This window comes from Lactiplantibacillus sp. 30.2.29 (assembly GCF_018991255.1).
GTDB lineage: Bacteria > Bacillota > Bacilli > Lactobacillales > Lactobacillaceae > Lactiplantibacillus > Lactiplantibacillus pentosus.
This window is the reverse complement of sequence record NZ_JAGYGU010000011.1, coordinates 85333-107782: the sequence shown is the minus strand read 5'-3', so window position 1 is coordinate 107782 and position 22450 is coordinate 85333. Positions and strand designations below refer to the sequence as shown.

General features: G+C 47.6%; 20 protein-coding genes. 19 read left to right on the top strand and 1 reads right to left on the bottom strand.

The window, feature by feature from the left end:
- Nucleotides 1–159: 159 nt before the first annotated feature.
- The 19 genes from KGF65_RS07830 to KGF65_RS07740 all read left to right on the top strand — a co-directional run bounded on the left by KGF65_RS07830 (nt 160) and on the right by KGF65_RS07740 (nt 20834).
- Nucleotides 160–2907, top strand: coding sequence for a BspA family leucine-rich repeat surface protein (locus KGF65_RS07830; RefSeq protein ID WP_213472821.1), 2748 nt, complete (start codon nt 160–162; stop codon nt 2905–2907).
- 171 nt (nt 2908–3078) lie between these two features.
- Complete coding sequence (locus KGF65_RS07825; protein WP_050340097.1) at nt 3079–3468, top strand: hypothetical protein; 390 nt, start codon at nt 3079–3081, stop codon at nt 3466–3468.
- The gene (locus tag KGF65_RS07820; protein WP_216748210.1) at nt 3465–4073 is read left to right on the top strand and encodes a WxL domain-containing protein; all 609 of its coding nucleotides are present in this window, start codon (nt 3465–3467) and stop codon (nt 4071–4073) included. The genes KGF65_RS07825 and KGF65_RS07820 overlap by 4 nt, the downstream gene beginning before the upstream one ends.
- Before the next feature lie 71 nt (nt 4074–4144).
- Nucleotides 4145–5188: a DUF916 and DUF3324 domain-containing protein gene (locus tag KGF65_RS07815; RefSeq protein WP_056952809.1), complete on the top strand. Its 1044-nt coding sequence runs from the start codon at nt 4145–4147 to the stop codon at nt 5186–5188.
- 825 nt (nt 5189–6013) lie between these two features.
- Nucleotides 6014–6316, top strand: a complete 303-nt coding sequence (locus KGF65_RS07810) for a hypothetical protein (protein ID WP_101872857.1) — start codon at nt 6014–6016, stop codon at nt 6314–6316.
- Between the two features lie 25 nt (nt 6317–6341).
- Nucleotides 6342–6968: a GyrI-like domain-containing protein gene (locus KGF65_RS07805; protein ID WP_101872858.1), complete on the top strand. Its 627-nt coding sequence runs from the start codon at nt 6342–6344 to the stop codon at nt 6966–6968.
- 101 nt (nt 6969–7069) lie between these two features.
- Nucleotides 7070–7465, top strand: a complete 396-nt coding sequence (locus tag KGF65_RS07800) for an iron-sulfur cluster biosynthesis family protein (protein ID WP_050340101.1) — start codon at nt 7070–7072, stop codon at nt 7463–7465.
- Between the two features lie 28 nt (nt 7466–7493).
- On the top strand, nt 7494–8462 hold the full coding sequence (locus KGF65_RS07795) for a zinc-binding dehydrogenase (RefSeq protein ID WP_101872859.1): 969 nt from the start codon (nt 7494–7496) through the stop codon (nt 8460–8462).
- Between the two features lie 690 nt (nt 8463–9152).
- Complete coding sequence (locus tag KGF65_RS07790; RefSeq protein WP_050340103.1) at nt 9153–9857, top strand: WxL domain-containing protein; 705 nt, start codon at nt 9153–9155, stop codon at nt 9855–9857.
- Nucleotides 9858–9918: 61 nt separating this feature from the next.
- Complete coding sequence (locus KGF65_RS07785) at nt 9919–10986, top strand: DUF916 and DUF3324 domain-containing protein (RefSeq protein ID WP_101872860.1); 1068 nt, start codon at nt 9919–9921, stop codon at nt 10984–10986.
- A gap of 30 nt (nt 10987–11016) precedes the next feature.
- On the top strand, nt 11017–11451 hold the full coding sequence (locus KGF65_RS07780; RefSeq protein ID WP_216748211.1) for an LPXTG cell wall anchor domain-containing protein: 435 nt from the start codon (nt 11017–11019) through the stop codon (nt 11449–11451).
- Nucleotides 11444–12934, top strand: a complete 1491-nt coding sequence (locus KGF65_RS07775; protein WP_101872862.1) for a cell surface protein — start codon at nt 11444–11446, stop codon at nt 12932–12934. Before KGF65_RS07780 ends, KGF65_RS07775 begins: the two co-directional genes overlap by 8 nt.
- Nucleotides 12935–13448: 514 nt before the next feature.
- Complete coding sequence (locus tag KGF65_RS07770; protein WP_216748212.1) at nt 13449–14777, top strand: sensor histidine kinase; 1329 nt, start codon at nt 13449–13451, stop codon at nt 14775–14777.
- Between the two features lie 39 nt (nt 14778–14816).
- Complete coding sequence (locus KGF65_RS07765) at nt 14817–15080, top strand: TfoX/Sxy family protein (protein ID WP_253954390.1); 264 nt, start codon at nt 14817–14819, stop codon at nt 15078–15080.
- A gap of 430 nt (nt 15081–15510) precedes the next feature.
- Nucleotides 15511–16272: an AraC family transcriptional regulator gene (locus tag KGF65_RS07760; protein WP_105923673.1), complete on the top strand. Its 762-nt coding sequence runs from the start codon at nt 15511–15513 to the stop codon at nt 16270–16272.
- A 502-nt stretch (nt 16273–16774) separates the two neighbouring features.
- A complete protein-coding gene (locus KGF65_RS07755; RefSeq protein ID WP_050340108.1) occupies nt 16775–17149 on the top strand; it encodes a cupredoxin domain-containing protein in 375 nt (124 codons plus the stop codon).
- Between the two features lie 31 nt (nt 17150–17180).
- Complete coding sequence (locus tag KGF65_RS07750) at nt 17181–17450, top strand: cupredoxin domain-containing protein (RefSeq protein WP_105921394.1); 270 nt, start codon at nt 17181–17183, stop codon at nt 17448–17450.
- Nucleotides 17447–19375, top strand: a complete 1929-nt coding sequence (locus KGF65_RS07745) for a copper-translocating P-type ATPase (protein ID WP_216748213.1) — start codon at nt 17447–17449, stop codon at nt 19373–19375. The genes KGF65_RS07750 and KGF65_RS07745 overlap by 4 nt, the downstream gene beginning before the upstream one ends.
- 337 nt (nt 19376–19712) lie before the next feature.
- Nucleotides 19713–20834: an NAD(P)-dependent alcohol dehydrogenase gene (locus KGF65_RS07740; RefSeq protein WP_216748214.1), complete on the top strand. Its 1122-nt coding sequence runs from the start codon at nt 19713–19715 to the stop codon at nt 20832–20834.
- A gap of 347 nt (nt 20835–21181) precedes the next feature.
- Here the strand turns inward: KGF65_RS07740 and KGF65_RS07735 are convergent, their stop codons facing one another.
- A complete protein-coding gene (locus tag KGF65_RS07735) occupies nt 21182–22354 on the bottom strand; it encodes an iron-containing alcohol dehydrogenase (protein WP_216748215.1) in 1173 nt (390 codons plus the stop codon).
- Nucleotides 22355–22450 lie beyond the last annotated feature (96 nt).

Here is a 22450-nt window from a genome sequence, read left to right as displayed (position 1 = left end):
AGTCCCGCTGTGTCAACTGAATGGCGCTGTATAATGAACAATTTTGTATGTAAACCATTATGAAAATTGTAAGCCGTTTTTTCAGACGACTAGTCATTTGCCCGGTAAAATGATATTGTGTAAAGACAAGTTTTTGTACAATAAGGGGGAATGATCATTATGCAGTATCAACGACTGTGGCAGTGGGGTGCTGTCGGAATTGTACTGACGACGATTGGTGTCATCGAATGGCGAACGCCACCAGCAGCGGTACAAGCAGAACCGCGAACACAGTTAGATCTCAAACAGTCGGTCGCAACTAGTCAACGGGTCTTTTCAGACGACTCAGCACGTCTGAACTCAGAGGTGAGTGCAGCGGGACTATCCGAGCCTGAACCCGACCCAATCGGAATCACTGCGCAGGTGGGTGCAACAACGTCCACCTCTGAAATTAGCGCCAGTCACAGTGCACGTTCATCCAGTACAACGCTGGAAAGTGACAACAAACGGCCGCGTTCTGAAACGGCAATTACCCGTTCAACGCGCGCATCGATGACCAATGGCTCGGTGCAAATGACCTTGGATGCTGATGGGACGTTACATTTAAGCGGTGGCTCGTTCGTCGCGGCAGTCGGCGGTGATTCGGGGAGTTGGATTGCTAAAACCCTAACTGCCAGTGGGCTCAACCCAAATTCAGTGACTAAGCTGGTGATTGACGGTGCAATTACGGTTAAAAATCAATCTGACTACCGCTACTTGTTTGCGGGACTTCGTAATTTGACGCAGATTGAAGGATTGGCCAATCTTAATTTAAAAGGGGTCACGAACCTGGCCTATTTATTCAAAGATGATCATAAATTGACTACGATTGACTTTGGCCAACTAGACTTTTCAACGGTCACTAGCTTTGAAGGCATGTTCTTTTCTTGTTCAGCGCTAACGACTATTGTTGGCATTGAGCAGTGGCAAACGCCCGGTTTGACAAATGCTTCCAGAATGTTTGCCGCCGATACGCAACTCAAGACTTTGGATTTGAATCAGTGGCAGACGTCGCGACTCAATAATATTCAAGGGATGTTTAGCAACTGCTCGCAGTTGACGTCGCTACAAATTGGCAAATGGCAAACGAAGTCACTGACCAGCCTCATTGACACCTTCAATGGCGCGAGCTCGTTGATTGACCTGCCGATTGGTGAATGGGATACGAGCAATGTGACCAATATGTTGCGGACGTTTGCTGGCTGTGCCTCATTGACGTCCTTAGATGTTGCCAAATGGGACACCCATAACGTCGTTTCGATGGAAGCAACGTTTATGCGGATGCCCAAGCTAGTCTATTTGCCGGTTGATAATTGGCAAACGAGTCGGGTCGACAACATGGCGATGACGTTTTATGAAGATGAGACGTTGCCGCACTTGCCAGTGGCGAACTGGGATACGAGCAATGTGACCACGCTCAAGGGGACGTTTGCATACATGCAAGCCATCAAGTCATTACCAATCGATAAGTGGCAAGTGGGTAAAGTCCAGACCATGCTGCAGACATTCCAAAATGATGCGAGCTTGACGTCCTTACCGATTGGAGACTGGGATGTCAGCAATGTGACGACGCTGAATTCAGCTTTCCGGGCTTGTCGCAGTTTAGCGGCCTTGCCAGTTTCAAAATGGCAAACGTTGCGGATGCAAGATTTAGCGCTGACGTTTACCGAAATGGATCGGTTGACGGACCTGCCGATTGATGATTGGGATACCAGTAACGTGACGACACTGAGCGGGACCTTTAATCGGGCCTTGTCATTAACGAATATCCCGGTTCGTAAGTGGGATACGAGTCACGTAACCGACATGCAAGCGACATTTTTTGGTAATCCGCAACTGGTGAGTCTGCCGATTGAGAATTGGAATACGAGTTCCGTCACGAGCCTTTCGCAGTTGTTCATGGGCTGTTCTGGTTTGAAATCGTTGAACTTAGGGACTTGGGATACCACTAATGTCAATAACTTTGGCTTTGCCTTTAATGGCACTAAGCTCGATAAATTAGACTTGACAGGCTGGAATACCAGTAATGCGCAAAATTATTACAATGTCTTTTCTGGCGGTCAGGCGCCTAAACGACTATTGCTCGGGAAGAACTTTAACTTCTTTAACTCCCAGCTGTGGGGCCTGCCGGATCCTAGTCATCAATCACCTTATATCGGTAAGTGGCGAAGTTTGAATAATGATAAAATTTACACGTCGACCGAATTGATGACGACTTATGATGGTAATAAAATCGTCGGTGAGTTCGAATGGGCAACTGGCCCGACGATTACGGTCAGGTATGTTGATGAGGATGGTAACGTCTTAGCGCCTGAAACACAAGTAACGGGGGCAATTGGAGAAGATTATCATCTCAAACCGATTCCAATTAAAGGATACGTGCCAGAACAGCCAGATGGCATTCAAGGGAAGTTTAAGGATCAAGATGAGACCGTAACGTTTAAGTACAGCGCTGGTAAAGTCGCGTTTACGTCAGTGCCGAAAAATATTGATTTCGGTCGTAATCCGATTACCGGTGAGTCAGAACGCTATGCCGCTAAATACAGTGATGGGTTAGTCGTGACTGATAGCCGAGAAAGTGGTGCCAGCTGGTCATTAATGGCTAGTTTGGCAGCTGAAGGCTTTAGGGGCGACCAGACTGGCCAATTGTTAGCGGCAACCTTAAGCTATCAACCGACCGCAACTAATCAAGAAATTTCGTTGCAGCCGGGTGCATCAGTCATGATTGTCGAAAACCACCAGACGACTTCTAATCAGGGCGTCAGTGTTCTCGGCTCAGCAACACCGCTTGGTCACTTGTACTTGCAAGTGCCGACGGATCAAGTGTTGACCGATGTCTACCAGGCGGCTGTGACGTGGACGCTGGGTCAGACGGTCGCCAACCTGTAACAAAAAAATTATAAAAGATTAACATAATCTTTGTAAGAGCAGTTAGTTGTTTAGAAATAGTTAGTTATGTATATTTACAATGTACCCTGATAATTGATGTGTCTAACCGATTACCGGCGGTCACAATTTAGTTGTCAGTAAATGTTTAGGATGAGGAAGTGGTAGTGAGCGATGAAACGCAGGGGAATGATTGCCGTCGTTATCAGTACCCTACTTTGGTGGGGGTGGTTATCAACGCCAATCATTGGTGTGGCTAGTACGGCGGATAGCCAGGCAACAATCCGGTTTGACGGACAATCTGAATCCGTCAGCGAATCCAGTAGTAGCGAGAGCAAACCGGGTACAATTCATGTCACTGAAGATGAGCATCATGAGTCAGAGTCAACCGTGACGGTTCAACCGCCAACTGTACAAGAACCGAAAACGTCGGTCAGCGGTTGGTTACCACAAACGAGTGAAGCGTGGTGGCTAAGTGCTTCGATTGTTGGGTTGGGACTGCTCGTGATCTTAATTGGTTGTCAGTTAGTCAGTTACTTAAAAAAAAGGAGTTCATTATTATGAAGAAGACATTATTAGGACTTTTATTTTCAGCAGGATTAGTTGCATCGATGGGTTTGACCGCTAGCGCTGCGGATGAACCACAAATTTCTAATGGTACGGTTGGTTTCGAAGGTGGCGATGTGACCATCGATAACGGGGATACTGATTTAAAGGGTGCTAGCCTGGACTTTGGGACTAACAAAATCACTAATTCTAGCGTAGATGACAACTACAACAACACGAACAAAGCCGCAATGATTTCCGTTATCGATTTACGTGGGACTGCTGCGGGTTGGAAATTGAACGTTAAGCAAAATGACGTCTTCAAGAATGCCGCAGCTGCAGCTAACAAAGAATTGACTGGTGCGGTCTTAACCTTAAACGGTGTCTTGGACCCAGCAGCTTCAACGACTGGTGTGGACGCCACGGTTAACACGGGTGTTGCCCTGGATTCGATTGGTGCTGACAAGCCAGTTATGAGCGCCGAAACTGGTAAAGGTAATGGTAAGAACGCGGCTAACATCGCTGCTTCAACTTTGATGGTGCCACATACGACTGCTCGGGCTCAAGGGAGTTACACCACGACCTTGACTTGGAGCTTAAACGCAACTGTAGCAAATAAATAATCTAGATTCATCGGAAAAATATTGATTATGACCAGTTAATATCATTTTTCCGAGTCATAATTAAGGGGGAAATGATGTTGACGAAGAAATGGTGGCAGTTAGGGTTAGGCTTGTTGATGGGGTTATTATGTGTGGGATGGGCTCAGACCAGCTCAGCCAATTCGGTTGGGTTTGACGTCTTACCAGTGACGTCCAAGTACCAGGTCGATAAAGCCGTACCGTACTTTGATTTAAAATTAAAGCCTGGTCAAGAAACGGACCTGTCCGTTCGAATCAAAAACACCAGTAAGCAAGAAATTACGGTCCACACGACGATCGCACCAGCGACCACCAACGCTAACGGTGTCGTTGAGTATCAAACCATGCCTGATGGTCAAAATATTGATGAGCCTGCCAAGGTGACTCAGTTAATTACGACCGCCAGTGATAAAGTCACACTGGCTCAGGGGACAAGCAAAATTGTCACCTTTAAGGTCAAAATGCCGGAACACGCCTATGATGGTGTTGTGGTTGGTGGGCTGAGCTTCTTGAAAAAGGCCGCCAAACAACAAAGTAAGAGTGCGATGGCCATTAAAAATCAGTACGCCTATTCAGTTGCCGTGGTCCTTCACGGTAAGCAGGCGCTGACTAAGAACAAGCTGACACTTGGTAAGATCAAAGCCACGCAAAACAATGGTTATAATCAAATCAGCTTAGCATTACAGAACCATACTGCAGCCTTCTTGAATCAGGTCACGACCGAGGTCAAAGTTTATCGGCGCGGGGGTCAAAAAGTCCTGTATCAACAGAAGAATCAACATGGTCAGATGGCCCCTAGTTCGGTCTATCAATTACCATTACGAGTCGGTCGCGATGCCTTGAAGCCGGGTAAATATACGGCGAAGTTAGCAGTGACATCCAAAAAGCAACACTGGACCTTCACGAAAGATTTTGAAATCACGAGCGAGACGGCCCGTACGTTGAACAAAACGGCGGTCATCGAACCACATACGAATTGGCAATTGTGGCTCAGCTTGGGTGGCTTACTAATTCTGTTATTACTAGTTGCCTGGTATATTCATCGCAAACAACAACGCATCAAACGCTTAGAAGCACAACTTAAAGACAAACGGTAAGTATTAAGGGCTCGGTCAAGTTGACCGGGTCCTTTTTTTCGGCTCAAGGTCAAAATCAGCCAGCTGAGAACCGCTGGAAACAGTGCAAGTTACCGTAAACTTGCAGTCGTGGCGCCGTCCTACGCCGGCTTTCAGGCATTCTAGGCAATGGCCGGAACGTGGTGGACACAGATTTAAGCCGACAAACCACGTCTTAAATACTGGTCTTACACGTTGCCTGCGATATGGATGAAACGTGTTCTGGTCAGACTGGGACTTCCGGTTAGCTACGCCAGAACGCCAAGCGGAAGTTCGCCGCTTAACGTTCTAGCTAGGCTAATCCTCAGTCTCAACCCGTCTGAACCTCACACTCTGGGAATCACTGAGCCTTGCCCAGAATACCTTCCAGCCGGGACAGTATTCGAAAGGCGGACATGTGCGGACTCAATTTTTGATGAGAGGATCGTTGATTCTTAGTAAACAGCCATTTTGGCAATAGACTGTGAGATCAATTTCTGATAGAACCTATCATACTCGTGTTCTAATTATAGAAGTCAACAGCATTACTGAACGTTGTCAGAATCTTTTCTAGTCACTTAAAATATAAATGTCATAAATTTTTAATAGATGACAAATTTGTCAGCTAACTTCAAGAATAGTGTCCATTTAAATTGATCAATAATCTTCAGGAATCATATCAGTATTTATATTGGATAGGTATTGAAGTTCAATAAAGCGTCATAGATGCTAGTTCAAAGTTTGCATGAAGGTTCAGTCACCTAATGTTAAACGTTCAGTTGTTCCAAGATAGGTGGCCGTTCATCTGCCATTCGAGCGGGTTCCCGAATGGAGGGGCTGGCGGACAATGCTCAAGGGCTAGAAGAAGACTCGTATTTGAAATTGCGCAGTGGGTTGCTGCGTGAGTTCAAATCGATGTCCGCCCTGTTCCAGCGTTGTCAGCCGGCCCCGGAAGTCGGACTAAGGCGCGCATCGGCTGACGAACAGGAATCCACCAACCGGCACGCTTTGATCAGAATTCATAGCAAATTAGCCAGCACCATGTGGCAGATTTTTGTAACTGAAGACCAGAAAAAAGGAGGTCAGGTTAGCGGTCGTTGGGGTTGGTTTATTAGTATAATGGTAGCGTAGTTAATTCAAAAGGATGTGAGTGTCGATGAAGTATGAATGGCGGAAGCAAGAAAAGACGTTGTATTCGACGAAAAAACAAGCACAATTACTGACGATTCCAGCACAAACGTTTATGGCGTTACACGGGACTGGGAACCCGAACGGTCCGGCGTTTCAGGCACAATTACAGACCCTGTATCCAGCGGCATACGGCCTGAAAAGTGCGTACAAACAATACGCCCAAACGCAGGACTGCGAGTTTGACGATTACGTCGTCTTTCCACTCGAAGGTGTCTGGTCGCTAACTGAAAAGGGGCAGCAACTCGACCATTTAGATAAAAATGAATTCAGTTATGACATCATGATTCGGATTCCTGATTTTGTTCCTGAAGACTTGATTGAACCAGCGTTGGCGGCCGTTAAAGCGAAGAAACAGTTGCCGACTGAGCAGATTCAGATTTTGCATTTTGACGCCATGTCGGTCGCACAGATTCTGCATGTAGGGGCTTACGATGATGAACCGGCTAGTTTTGCCAAGATTGACGAATTAGTGGCGGCTGAAAATCAACAGCGTATTAGCAAAATCCATCGGGAAATCTACCTCTCAGATGCGCGGCGGGTGGCGCCTGAGCGGCTGAAAACGATTTTGCGGTATCGGATTGCTCCTAAATAAGTTGTCGCTCTCAGGCTTATGGCTGTCATTTGTGAGACGTTGTGCATATAATTAAAGAATGAAATCGCATATAAAATTATAATCGTGGGGGTATCATCACAATGACACAAATCAAAATTAGCGCGCGTTTGAAAGCATTGTTGACTGCTAAGGGGTTTGCGGATAAACAGCTCGTCTTAGTGACCGACGATGGTGGGGGCAAGTATTCGTTGCACGGTGGCGCCTGCAGTATTGGGACGAAATTTACGCTGATCGTGCTCGACCAGCCGGATCCTGAGTATGATGTCGCTGTAGACAATAACCAGCAGTTGGCATTGTGGACTTCAGCTTACGACTTGATTTTCTTTAATGACGGGATTCAAATGGACTACGACCAGGGGCGCATCTCCATCAAGGATAATGCGCACATGCTGGACAATGCGGTGCAAATTGCCAAGGGCGCCGAAGTGCTGGCGGCGTTTGAACAAGGGGTACCAGCAGATAATTTGACTTGTTAGGTCGCAGATAATGAAGAAGGAACCAGTAATGAAGGCAGTTGTTTTTGATGATTTTGGTGGTCCGGACAAGTTGCATGTCGCTGAGGTGAAACGACCCACGACAATCGCAGAGACCGTCCTCGTACGGGTGACCGCGGTGTCCGTCAACCACGTGGATACGTTTGTGCGCAGTGGTGCGTTCAAAACGCCGTTAGCAACACCCCATATTGCGGGGCGGGATTTGGTCGGTCGCGTGGTCGCAAGTTCACAGTCGGATTTTAAAGTTGGCGACCGAGTCTGGACGAACTCAATGGGCTACGAGGGTCGGATGGGTGCCACGGCTGAATATGTGGCGGTCCCAGTTGATCGGCTGTACCATGCGCCAGATGGTGTGGATGGCTTGCAACTGGTTGCGGCGGTGCATTCGGCAGCGACCGCGGCCATCGTCCTGCACGATGTGATGCAGGTTCAAGCTGGTCAGCGGTTACTCATTGAAGGGGCCGCTGGAAACGTCGGCCGCAAGTTGATTCAACTAGCGACCGCTGCCGGCGTCACGGTGGTCACGACGTCCGCAGCCCGCGACTTCGACCAATGCCAACGACTTGGAAGTCAAGCTTGTTACGATTATCAGGCTGGCTTTGAAGACCAGCTGGTGCGTGACGAGTGGACGTTTGATCATGTTATCGATACGTCTGGCCGGGTCGCATTGGCGACTAATCTGGACTTGCTACGACTGGGCGGTGAAGTCACGCTGATTACCGCGCCGAAAGACGATCAATTCACGTTTGGCGTGCGGGCCTTTTACATGGCGCAGAAGCGAATTAACGGCTTTGTGATTAGTCATGCCACTGTTGATCAGTTGGCGCGGGCGGCAGAAGTCTTGAACCAAGCTTTTAGCGCCGGGCAGTTGCTAGACGACCAAGTTAGTCAGCAGCATTTTTCAGATGCCCTGCGCTGCCACCAGTGGCTGGAAGACGGTCAGGACGGGCACCAGCGCTTTGTTTTGTTACCAGATTGATGAGAGTTGAATCGACTGCTGGACTTAGCGCGGTTGAACCCAGTGTGGCCGAAAATTATCGGTTGTCGTGAGATAAAGCTTAATTAAAGTGTTACTGATCATTGGCGTTGATGGCTAAAAGCTGTTGGCGCCATTTTCAATATTCAGACCATTTATTGGCGATATGGCAGCATTACAGCTAGCCTTTGAACAGGTCACGGCTAGTTGGTGTGGCCTGTTTGTCGCGCCCAATTTTCCACTGAGATTGGTAGCTTGTACGCCTTACAATTTTGACAGCTAAGTTACGAGTCCCCCCACTAATATTATGAATCTGTTTGACCATCACACCGCCCGAAAACAAAATTATTGATTTAATCCCGCACCAACCCTCGCAAAGGAAGTTCGACTAAGTAACCCGATAAAAGCACTCAGGATAACGCTTACACGAACCCGCCCGGTTTGTAAATATAGTTAACGTTATGTATTATTAGCGCCTTTGTGTTGAAGCTCGATATAATGAAAATGTGGTCAAAGGAGTCGGCATTTAAATAAATTAATTAATGGTTAGTGATTGTTGGGGGAGGTTGCCACGAAGTTAAGTGCCAGTTAGTTATCCAATCAAATTACATCAGTCGCATTTATAATGACCACCGTTCTTAGTTGATGAAAGCTTAACAAGCGCTGGTAAATGAAAAAGGGGGATTTTATATTATGAAGTCAATGTTAGGACACTTATTAATGGCAGGCACCTTATTAGTTGCAGGGAGCATGCCGATTGTGGCAAACGCCGCCGAAAACCGGAGTGGGAGCACGAATCTGCAAGCGGAATTCACGAAGAGTACGTCGACCGTCACACCAGTTGACCCGACCGACCCGAACACACCAAGTACCGGTGGTGATGATAATAACGGTGCGACACCTGGTGGAGACTTGTCTTTGATTTACGTCTCCAAATCGTTAGGATATGGGACGCATGAAATCGACGTTTTAAATGACCAACAGTATACGCCGGATTTGACGAGTGCTAACACCAATTTATGGAAGGGCAACATGGTTGTCGAAGTTTCGGACGTTCGTGGGACTAACGCCGGCTGGAAGCTGACGGTAACGGGGTCTAATTTGACTGGTGTCGACGGTACAACGGCGAAAGGTGCGACGCTGAGCTTGCCTAAGGGTGACGTTTCCAACAGTGGTACCGATGCAAACGGTGCCGTTGCGACTGCTTCTGAAGTGGCATTGAACGGGACAGTGGGTTCGAGTGCCGTTTTGAATGCAGCTAAGGGCGGCGGTGCCGGGGTGACCGTCAGTCAATTAAATCCAAGCAATTTAACGTTGAACATCAAAGCGAACACGGTTAAAGCTCAGACTTACAGTGGTAACTTGAACTGGACGTTGAGCGATTTACCAGCTGAATAACTGGGTCGATGGGACGGTGACAATCGCCCCATGTACATACGCGAGTGTCGGGGGTGAAAGGATGCAATTAATGAAACGAATCATGGTCGCGCTGGCCTGCTTGGTATTGGGGTTACAAGCTGGGCTCGTGACGAGTTTTGCGGCGGGGGATGCCAGCAGCAAGTCTAGTAGTCAAGCGAGTCAAAACAATGACATTGGCTTTAGTGTCGCTGCTAAAATTCCCAGTAATCAGCTTGATCAGCATCAGTCGTATTTTGATTTAAAGATGACGCCGGGACGCCAGCAAAAAATTCAAACGACAATTTATAACGTGACCAATGCTGAAATCAAAGTTCAGACGGCGATTCATACCGCCTACACGAATGGTAATGGAATCATTGAATACGTGACGCCAGCCAAAAGCTTTGACCCCTCACTGAAATATCGGATGTCACAATTGACAACGATTGACGGCCCGAAGACGGTCACGATTCCAGCGAATGGGTCCAAAGTTGTGACGGCGACAATCAAGATGCCGAAAGCCGCGTTTAATGGCGTGGTCCTCGGTGGTTGGTATTTCAAACGCGTCAGCAATAAAGTCACGGGACACGTGAAGGGATCGATGAACATTGCCAATCAGTACTCCTACGTTATCGGTCTGAAGTACACGATGGGCAAATTGCCGGCGCCACAATTGAAGCTAGATACGGTCACGGCCGGGATGCAAAACTACCGGCGAGGGATTTTTCCACAACTACGTAATGTCAGTGCGGTGATCGTGCCCAAGCTGACGCTCAAAGCAAAGTTGACTAGTAAGAATAGCGGTAAAGTGGTGAAGACCTTTAGTCAAAAGGACGTGCAGTTAGCGCCTAATTCCGTCTACAAAGTGCCGATTCTGACGGGAACGAATCGGTTACAGGCCGGCACCTACCATGTTCATTTAGTGGCGCAGAATCAGGACCATCGCTGGGTCTTTGACAAGGATTTTGTCATCAGTACGGCCGCTGCGGATAAGTACAACCAAGCGTCAGTGGATAATTCCGGCATCAATGTCGGGTGGTTCATTCTATTTGGGGCGCTAGGTATGCTGATTATTGGGTTGATTGGCGTCTTGATTTTCTTAAAGATTCGTAAACGGCGACGTGCATAGTTTAAAGTGTATGGAAATGGGGGAAGGGTCATGCCGATTAAACGATGGCGATTAATAGTAGGCGTTGTGCTGGTGCTAGGCTGGCCACTGTCCGCTCAGGCGGGTACTCAGGGGCGAACTGAGATCAGTGTCGGCTTTTATGAGACGACGTATGACGCTGACCGCATTATTCCAGCGCGCGATATTCCGGATGGCAGACGGCCCTATGTTCTCAAAACGACGAAACAGCGGCCAGGAATACAATCTCCAGTGACACAGCCGACGACCGATACTTCGCGTCAAGGTCAACCAACGAACACGATTGCGGGCTGGCCGACAGCCTTGGCGAATGGGCGGTTACCGCAAACCAGTGAGCGCGCCAGTTTATGGGGATTACTCGCTGGCATGAGTTTATTAGCCGGAACGCTGCTGGGCGCACTTTACCGGCAATTAAAGGAACAGTTTGGGGGTGACGCTGGTGTTTAAACAAATTATGAAAGGACTATGGCTAGTTGGTTTCAGTCTGGTTCTAATCTTAAGTGGGCTGAGTTTAAATGCTGGTGCGGCGACCCTAACGGATAAGATGACGGATGTGAAGTCGAATGCCGCCTTTCAGGTAACCCCAAATGGGAACGTTGTTGGTAGTAACGTCGATGAAGGGTTGTCGACTTATCCGTCCGTGTCAGCGATTACCGCCAATTATGCCGATAATGGCCGAATCACGAAGCAGACGACCAAGATGACGGTCACCATGAGTGGGACGATTGGCTTAAGATCCAGTAAGTCAACGATAACTAAGGCGTACTATGACATTATGACCAAGCCAGCGAGTGACAGTTTTACCGGGACGACGTTAATGACGACTACGCCAGCAAGTCTTGGGAGCGGTAATTCTTTCAGTATCAGTTCATCCAAACAAACCCAGACGTTAGCGGTCAATTTTCAAAATATCAAGACCGCACTCCCGATTTATGTCGGCTTCCGGATTACCGTGAATGGGCAAGAAGGAACGTATCAAGTCGGTAAATTTTCTGCCCAGACACTGTCGCCTAAAATTACCGGGACGCTCTATTCTACTGATACGGTCATCAAAGGGACTGGGACCCCCGGCAATACCATCAGCAGTAACGTTAATGGCGTGACAACGACGGTCGGTAGTGACGGTACGTATACCTTGAATCTCGGGACGGCGTTAGGTTCGTTGTCTTCAGTGACAGTGACTGAAGTGGATGAGGTGACTGGTGACAATGGTACGGCGACGGCCACTGTGACGCCAAAGAAACTCAATATCACGAGTTCGAAGACGGCTGTGGATGTCTATCCAGGTGATTTGGATTCGTTGACGAGTGACTCGGCGGTGGTCGCGTGGTTGGTCAAACAAGCAGGCATCGTTGCGACCAATCCGGATAGTGCGACCGATACGATTACCTATGCAACTCAGGAGACGGGTCTAGCTAGCAAATTAAGCGCGTTAGCAGTTGGCGGCAGTACCACGATCAACGTCTATGGTAAGGGGAGTTCCGGACTACAATCGGATGCCAAGACGATTACCGTCACCATGCGCGATGGCACTTTGAGTCTCGGCACACCCCCAGCCAGCCTGACGTTTGGAAGTTTGACGATTCCATTCAAGGAGACCCTGTATCAGCCGACGAGTAGTTGGAACATTGTCGTCAACGATACGCGTAAGACTGGCTCAACTTGGTATCTCCGCGCAACGGCGACCGCGATGAAATCTGCGACGAGGACCCTTAGCGGCAATCTGATTTATCTAAACGGTAGTACCAAACAAGTCTTGACGAATACGTCTGTGACGGTCGCTTCCGGCAGTAAAGTGGCGGGCAAGACCGCGACGACTGCCACTAGCGACTGGTCAGCCAGCAAAGGCATTTTACTAGACGTCCAGCCGAGCGTTCAAGTCGATAGTTATAGTGGATCCGTTAATTGGACGTTGCAGGATACGCCGTGAGTGATTTTACAGTGCGCCTATTAATTGGACCCTGTCGATTAATGAAGGTACTGATTTGGTGAGCGTCCACCGGGAACATTCTAGTGCAGATTTTTGGTAGGCGCAGGAAGTGAATTGCTCGCGAAACAATGAATTGGATACCGGTGTGGCGGGCGTGGTCGGCACGACTAGTTGGTGTTGAATCGATCAGACAATAGTCTGGCCACTAAATCTGAAAAAATATGCTTGCTTCAATTGCAACTAATAACGCTTGAACATTGTCAATTCAGTGTTCGAGCGCTTTTTAGTTATTGACATCCTGAGCCGTGAAAGGTAGGCAAAAAAATAGTTGGCGAGCTGCGTTTGAAGCTCACGTCTGCTGATTTTGCGAGATTATCGCAACTAATGAGCGCCCATACTGACCAAAATTTAGAAAAACGCTTACAATAGTAAGCAGTATTGTGATATTTTTTTGACATTAGACGTTCGGAAGTTCACTTAACAAATAGATTTTAATCCATTGAGAGGTGGTTGTATGGCAACAGTTTTCTTCGTATTGTCCCTAAGTTCTGGCATGTTTGAAATGTTATTTCTAATGATTGCGTTTCGAGAATATGTCACTTGGCGCATCAGCATCGTCTGGGTCCTCCTGATTTGGCTCGTGCAGGCGTTTGGTGAGGGGTGCACGCTGCTCTTTCCGCACGTGCCACTGGTCTTTTTCTGGATCATTCCCTTAGTCGCGGTGAATACGTTCATGAGTTCACGGCTGTTATATACAAAATGGTTACTAATGTTACCGGTTGCAATTTTTCTAAACGCGGTCAAACGGCTGATTAGTGCCGTGATTGCGGTTGCGGCTAAAGCGCTGATGGCACCGACCGCACCGATGCTATTACGGCAGGCGATTGGCTTTGACATCACGGTGGATTTAAATATTTTGGTCACCGTGATTGTCGACTTGCCAATTGTTTTGGCTCTGGCATTCATGGCGCATCGCTGGTTAGTGCGGGTTTCAGCAGCTGACTTTTTGCAGCGGGCACGGGTTGACGCGAGTGATTATTTGCTCGTGCTGTTATTCTTTATCATTTACGTGATTGCGTACGTTTTTGCGATGGAATGGACAGTCAATTCGCAGACTTACATGGCGATTGCCGCCAGCGTCACTTTTGGCATCATCGGCCTATACTTAATTAATAATAAAAACAGTCATTTGAATGACGCCCAATTATTATTAGAAGTCTCCAATTATAACGAATTACTTAGTCACCACAACCGCGACTTACACCTCTTCAAGCATGACTATCAAAACGTTTTACTCAGCTTGTCTTCGTTTATTAAAAATGACGATATGCCGGGGCTTAAACAGTATTTTGAAACGGAAGTCTTGCCGAGCAGCGTCCGCTTGAATCAACAGTCAGAACTCGCAAGCCTGAGTCGCTTGGCTATGCCGACCGTTAGTGGCCTGATTTATGCCAAGCACGATGCGGCGATGACGCAACACGTTAATCTGCTGGTCTATATTTTAGAAGATGTTGAATTACCCAACGTCCCACAAATTAAAGTCGTCCGGATTCTGGGCAACTTGCTTGATAATGCGATTGATGCGGCATTGCGGGCGGACCAGCAAGTCAAGCTGACGGTAACCAATCAGGACGAGCACACGGTAAGTTTTACCGTTCAAAATCAAATTCCGAATGATGAGACTTTGGATTTGTCGGTGATCAAAAAGAGTCGGTTTACCACCAAACCTGGTCATTTGGGTTATGGCTTAAGCAGTATTGAACAGTTGACGACCGATAAATTACAGGTCAATTATGCCATTGAAGACACTGATTTCGTGGCGGAACTGATTGTTGAAGGTTAGCGTCCATTGCGATAAACTGATAGCAGAAGTTGAAAGGAAATGAGTCAAATGGAAACCTTAACCAAATTACCCAACATTGGACCGACCTTAGCCAAGCAGTTAGAAGCAGTTGCGATTACGTCGCCTGAGCAACTCTCGACCATGGGTAGCAAGGATGCGTTTGCGGCCATTAAGAAAGTTAATCCGCACGCTTGTATCCAATTGTTGTATTCGCTGCAAGGTGCGATTGAAGACAAGCCTTATACGCAACTGCCAACGGAGACACGCGAAGATTTGAAGCAGTACTTTAGAAGTTGGGCCTAGTGTGAAGCACTTCATAAACGGTGGGCAAAGTGCCTGATGGTGGTTAAAGCTTAATCGGTAGAAAAAGTTCGGCTGCGGCCGGACTTTTTTGTCATGACGGGAATCAGCGTTTTGTGATGACGATTATCGTGGACACTATTATAGTGTGAAAAATCTAATAAATCTCATAATCAATGCTGAATGTGTCTGTAAAGTCAATGGTATCAATGCTTTCATTGTGAATAGCAACTATTAGTTATTGATTTCTGATAAGTGTATTGATTGTTTAATCAAAATCATTTGATAGAATCATTAATATACAAGAGAATTGGTTGGTATTATAAAACGTTAACTTGAGCTGCAAAAGAAGAGGTAGTGGACAGTTACAGCAAATCGGCACCAATTTAGGTTAATTAATATCGACTGAGCATGCAAAGGGGATATTAGCGTAATGGGGACTGAAATACAATTTGTACAATATCTACATCAGATGCGTGACTACAACGATCAACATCCGACCACTAAGGGGTTGATCTTATTGGGGTATTTGGAACGGGATTTTATTCGCTTTTACAGGGCTGGAAAAGTTGAGGAGGGCATTCGATTTGTGAAAGAAAACCTGACTCGTTCGCGTGATCTATTAAATAAGTTATCGAGTGAAGAAAAGCAGCTCCAACTGAGCGCACTAGTGGATGTGCTCGCCTTTGAGGGCATGCAAAACCATGCGGAGATCTACGAATTTGTACAGCTTCGTAATGATTACCATCATTGGCTCGATAAGTTGCCAGTGACGACCGAGCGATATCAGCCGTTAGTTGTGCAAATCATTCGCGATTTTGCGGCCATCGCACAGCCGAATGCCCTGACTTATAGCGCGCATCTGGAATCGACCTTAGACGTGCTGTATTACACCAACGCGCATTTGCATGACCATCTGACCGTCAAAAAAGTCCTAGCCCACGTCAATCAGCGGTGTAATCCAGAGACGGTGCGGCGCGCTTTCAGTCAAGAGATGCACATGTCGATTCGCGACTATATCAACGCCAAAAAGATTCAGGAGGCGGAGCACATGCTGCTGGCGACTGATCACACGATTCGCGCGATTGCCGCCGAGCTGTCCTTTTATGATGCGGCTGATTTTTCCAAACGGTTTAAGAAGGAGACCGGGCAAACGCCACTGGAATACCGGCAAGAAAATACCCGGCGCGCTTGAGTATGAGGTGAGTGCGGCTTGCGGCATTAGCCCCCTGATGATGGCTGGTAAGCGGTGTTGTTGTGGGTGGAGATTCAATCTATGTCGTAATTTGATTAGAATTAGTACGAAATATGAGTGGAAACTGGGGTAGTGACCACGCTGGGGAATAATCGAGTAAGGCAAAACGGCTGGATGGTTGTGACCGGTCGTTGTGCTGAACGTTAAGTAAAGTGGACTTTTGGGAATGCGTGCTAGCATTCCTGAAGGCCCACTTTTTGTGGTTGCTTTGTATGACATCGTAACAGTGTGGCGGGCACGGCCAAGAACATTGACGTGATGATACTGGATAACACGTTCTCAGAATCAATATGAAAGGTTAGCGTAATGATGTGTCAAAACGACTGTCGTGCGGACACTAAAATTTTTTTGACTTTTATCGTTGACAATTGTAAACGATGGCGGTAAGCTATTCATATAAATTACAAATGTAAACGACAATGCAAATTGGGAGATGGGTTGGATGATAACGAAAGCATTAGTTTTGATCATTGGATTGGCTGCGATTGGTTTTATTTTGTGGTGGTTCTTCGGCAAGCACACGACAGCGACGGTAACTGCGGATGGTGATGCGGACTTGCAACAAGTGGATGTCGAGGTCAATGGTGGTTATTCGCCGGAACAAGTTGTCCTCAAGCAGGGTGTGCCGGCCGTGCTCAATTTCACGCGTAAGGATGCGTCAGGTTGTCTGGATCACGTCGTTTTCAGCGATTTTGGAATCAACCAGGAACTCCCACAGAATCAAACGCAAACGGTCACGATTGACACTAGTAAAGCTGGCGAATACCAGTGGGCCTGTGGGATGGATATGTTCCACGGCAAAGTCATCATTAAATAAATACAACATTAATTAACGGAGGAATCAGGTTATGACTGAACAAAATATTAACATTAACGTGAATGGTAAATATGAACCAGCTGAAGTGACGGTCAAACAAGGCGTACCTGCCCAATTGACGTTTACCCGGACGAGTACCCAAGGTTGTTTGGAACACGTTCATTCGACCGACTTAGGATTTGCGACGGACTTACCGATCGACCAGCCCCAAACGGTCACGATTCCAACGGACCAAGCGGGTGAATTCACCTTCAGTTGTGGCATGGACATGGTTAGTGGAAAAGTGGTGGTCCAAGGATGACAACGACGCGTCGGTTTTGGATTTCATTAATTTTTTCATTACCGTTATTAGCAAATATGATTTTGATGCCGTTCGGGTGGATGCTGCCAGGGGGTGACTGGACGCAACTGGCACTGACGACAGTCATCATGCTCGTGTCGGCACGGCCATTTCTGCAAAGTGCTTGGGCGTCATTTAAAAAGCACCACGCCAACATGGATACACTGGTTGCAATCGGGACCGCAACGGCTTATTTTTATAGCTTATATGCGATGGCGACGGGTCAAGCGGTCTTCTTCGAAAGTGCGGCGCTCGTGACGACCTTCGTTTTGCTGGGCCAAGTCTTTGAAGAACGGATGCGGCATAACGCCTCGAACGCCGTTGCCAAATTAGTTGGTTTGCAAGCCAAAGAAGCGGAGGTTTTACGCGGCACCGAGTTTGTGCAAGTGCCATTGGATCAAGTGGTGGTTGGTGATATTATTCGGGTCAAACCTGGCCAGAAAATTCCAGTCGATGGCGTCATTACGGCTGGTCAGTCAACCGTTGATGAATCGATGGTGACGGGTGAAAGTATGCCGGTTCAAAAGCACGAATCGGATGCCGTTATTGGTTCGACGATCAATAGTAACGGGACCTTCCAGTTTCGAGCTAGCAAGGTCGGTGACCAAACAATGCTGGCACAAATCGTTGAGCTGGTCGAAAAGGCTCAGAACAGTCACGCGCCAATTCAAAAGCTGACGGACAAAGTCTCTGATATTTTCGTGCCGGTTGTTTTAATTATTGCCATTTTGACGTTTCTCACTTGGTACGTGTTACTCGGCGCTAGTTTGGCGAATGCTTTGATTTTTGCCGTGGCGGTCGTCGTGATTGCTTGTCCATGTGCGCTCGGTTTAGCGACACCAACTGCTTTAATGGTCGGAACCGGTCGTGGTGCCAAGCTCGGAATTTTGATCAAAAACGGTGAAGTGTTGGAAGCCGTTAACGAAATTCAGACGGTTGTTTTTGACAAGACCGGGACGATCACCGTGGGCAAGCCCCAAGTCACGGACATTGTTGGTGATGAGACGCAAGTCTTACGGGTCGCCACTAGCCTCGAAGCTGCTTCCGAACATCCACTCGCAGCTGCAATTCTAAAACGCGGCCAGGATAGTGCGATTAAAGCGCCCACGGCCACTGATTTTCAAGCGGTTGAAGGTAAAGGCGTCACCGCGCAAATCGACGGACAAGCTGCCGTTGTCGGCAATCATAAGCTGTTGATGGACGAGGCGATCAGCGATGACTTGGCTCAAGCCGCCACTAAGTTACAGGACGCGGCTAAAACGGTGGTTTACGTCGGCCTCAATCATCAAATTATTGGGTTGATTGCCATTCAGGATGTCGCTAAATCAACGTCCAAAGCGGCCATTGCGAGTCTAAAAGCACGCGGATTAAAGACCGTCATGTTGACGGGGGATAATCCACGGGTCGCGCAGTCCGTCGCCGCACAAGTGGGTATCGATGATGTAATTGCGGATGTGTTACCGGGTGACAAGGCGGCCCACGTTGAAGCCCTTCAAAAGACGGGCAAGGTGGCCTTTGTCGGCGATGGCATCAATGACGCGCCTGCCTTGACCACTGCTGACGTCGGTATTGCGATGGGTTCTGGAACGGATATTGCCATCGATGCGGGTGGCATTGTGCTCGTTAAGAATGACATGCGCGACGTTGACCGGGCGTTAGCCTTGAGCAAGAAGACGTTTAATCGGATCAAGCTCAACCTATTCTGGGCCTTTGTCTACAATGTGCTCGGTATTCCAGTCGCTGCGGGGGTCTTCTACGCGATTGGCCTGACGTTGAGTCCTGAGTTAGCGGGCTTAGCGATGGCGTTTAGCTCGTTGTCAGTCGTGACGAGTTCAGTCTTGCTCAACAAGGCCAAGCTGGGTACGGCGGCAGCGCAACCAGCCTAAAGCGCGACGCACTTTGTCAGCGAGATACTGACGAACAATTAAATTGATCAAGTGAACCGGTGTGGTGCCTGTAATTAGGCACCATGCCGGTTTTTATTTAAATGAAAGTTGCATTGAATGATTGAAAATAACCGATAAACTTCACAAGATGGTGCAAATGAGTATTATATTTACACTAATTAAGTATCATATCGTTAGGGTGAAATCGGAAATTAGCCGGTATTAATAGGATTTGGACGTTTGTAAGCGATAATGAAAGCGTTTGAATTTGATTGTGGATTGTGTAACAATATGAATTGTAAGCGTTTTACATACTATTTGAAACGAGGGTTTGATTATGAAGATTAAAGCAGCAGTAGTTGATAAAGTTAATGATCCATTTGTCATTAAAGATGATATTGATTTGGCGGAAATGACACCCACTGATTTACAAATTAAAATCGTGGCATCCGGGATTTGTCATTCTGATGAAGCGATTCGGCGCGGCGATGCCTCACTCGGCTATCCCGTTATCTTAGGCCATGAAGGTTCTGGGATCGTTGAAAAAGTTGGTTCTGAAGTCACTAATTTCGAAGTCGGCGATCCCGTTATCTTGTCATTTTACGCTGACGGAACTTGTGACAACTGTTTGAAAGGGATGCCAACCAAGTGCCGGAACTATGCGGACTACAACTTGAGCGGGACCCGTCCAGATGGTTCTGACCATTTCCAAGAAAACGGCCAGCATATCAGTGACATGTTCGACCAATCCTCATTCACGACTCATACGGTGGTTGACCAACGCAATGCCGTTAAAGTGCCTAAGGAATTAGACTTACGGCGCTTGGGACCTTTAGGCTGTGGTTACGTGACTGGTAGTGGGACCGTCTTGAACAGTCTCCAACCACGTCCTGGCCAAACGATCGCGGTCTTTGGGACTGGTGCCGTTGGTTTAGCTGCCATGATGGCTGGTAAGATTTCAGGTTGTACTGAAGTCATCGCCGTGGATATTGTGGATTCACGGTTGGAATTAGCCAAGGAATTAGGCGCAACGCACGCCATCAACAGTAAAGAAGAAGACCCTGTCGAAGCCATCAAAAAGTTAACGCACGGCTATGGGGTTGACTTCGCCGTTGATACCACCGGTGTTGAACCAGTAATGGTATCCGCAATCCATGCCTTAGCACAAGGTGGGACCGCTGCTTTGATCGCCGTAACGTCTAAGAACATTACCATCAGTTCATGGAACGACCTTTGCGTTGACGATAAGAAAGTCATCGGGGTCAACATGGGTGATTCGATTCCTGGCGTTGATATTCCACGGTTGATCGACTTCTATCAACATGGTATGTTCCCATTTGAAAAGACTGAAAAGTTCTACAAGTTTGAAGATATCAATCAAGCCAATGCCGATTCTGGTAGTGGTAAGACCATCAAACCAGTCTTGATTATTGATGAAGACTACGTGCCTGGCAAATAAGCTTCAGGCTGATGCCTTTAACAGATTGAAATAAGCACAAAAACAACACCGCAGCTCTAGTGCAATCGCGCTGGCTGCGGTGTTGTTTTTTATTGACTGTATTGCCGTTGACAGCTGTTAAACGGCGTGATACCCATCGTTAGGACTTGATGCCGCGATGGTATTGTTGCCGGCTTTGATGAGTAGTTGCACGATGATTCAACATGTAAAGTCATCGGTAATCATTTAATGAGCGAGGCCATTAGAGATGAGTCGATGAACCAAGCCGTTTCAGAAACCGCTACCATTTAAGTGCTAGCAGCTAGCTTTAGCTATCTTGTACGCTGGGGCAGTCAGTAGGCGCGGTTTTACTTCGCGTCATAAGCCGCTTGGAAAATCTTGATAATATCTTCCTTGGTGCCTTTACGCGGATTTGAGAAGGCGTTGCCGTCTTTGAGGGCGTTGCTGGCCATGTGCTCGAAGTCCTCGATTTTGGCGCCGATTTCCTTGATTGAGTGTGGAATCCCGACGTCTTCACTGAGTTGTTTCATCGCTTTAATGGCTAATTCAGCGGCATCGCGGGTCGATAAGCCATCGGTATTTTCACCCATTATTTTGGCCAGTTCGGCAAAGCGTTCTGGGCAAGCAATCAGGTTATATTCTTCAACGTAAGGTAATAATAGGGCGCAGCAGACCCCGTGTGGCGCGTCGTATTGACCACCGAGTTGATGGGCCATTGCGTGCACGTAGCCTAAGTTGGCGTTGTTGAAGGCCATCCCGGCGAGCATTTCGGCTTCGACCATGTGGGTCCGGGCCTCGAGATTATGACCGTTGGCAACCGCCTCGCGCAAGGAAGATTCAATCAACTTGATAGCTTGAATACATTGCGAGTCGGTAATCGGATTGTGGTCGACGGAAACGAAGGGTTCAATCGCCTGAACGAAAGCGTCCATCCCGGTAGCGGCGGTTAATCCCTTAGGAACGTCCAGCATCAGCGTTGGGTCGTTGAACGAAACCAGCGGCATGTTCCGCCATGATGCGACCACGAACTTGTAATGGGTGGCTTCATTGGTGATAACGCAGTGGCGGGTGAGTTCTGACCCGGTTCCGGCAGTCGTGTTGACCGCAATCAGTGGTGGCAGGGCGTTTTTGAGCGTTTCAATCCCGGCTAACTTGGTGATGTCGTCACCGTTAGTCATAATAATTCCCGCGCCCTTACCAGTATCATGCGCAGAACCGCCGCCAATCGTAATCAGTGAGTCGGCATGGTTGCTTTCGTAGAGTGCTTTGACGGCTTGAATGTTATGAATTTTGGGATTAGGTTCGACTTGATTGTAAATAACATAGTCGATCCCAGCAGCGTCGAGTGAGGTCCGGACTTGGGCAACGGCACCGTTTGGGAGACTCTCTAAAAATTTATCCGTGACGATGACGGGTTTGTGCATCCCCAGGGTCTTGGCACGGTCACCAATCTTGCTAATCACACCGGGGCCAAAAAAGTTCACGCTAGGCATTAGGAAATCAAAATTACGTTCAGTCATATCAATTACCTTCTTTTATTGTAATTATTATCATTACTAATTTACAGCCCAAATTATAGTCGCAATAATTACAGTTTGCAATAGGTTTGACGAAAA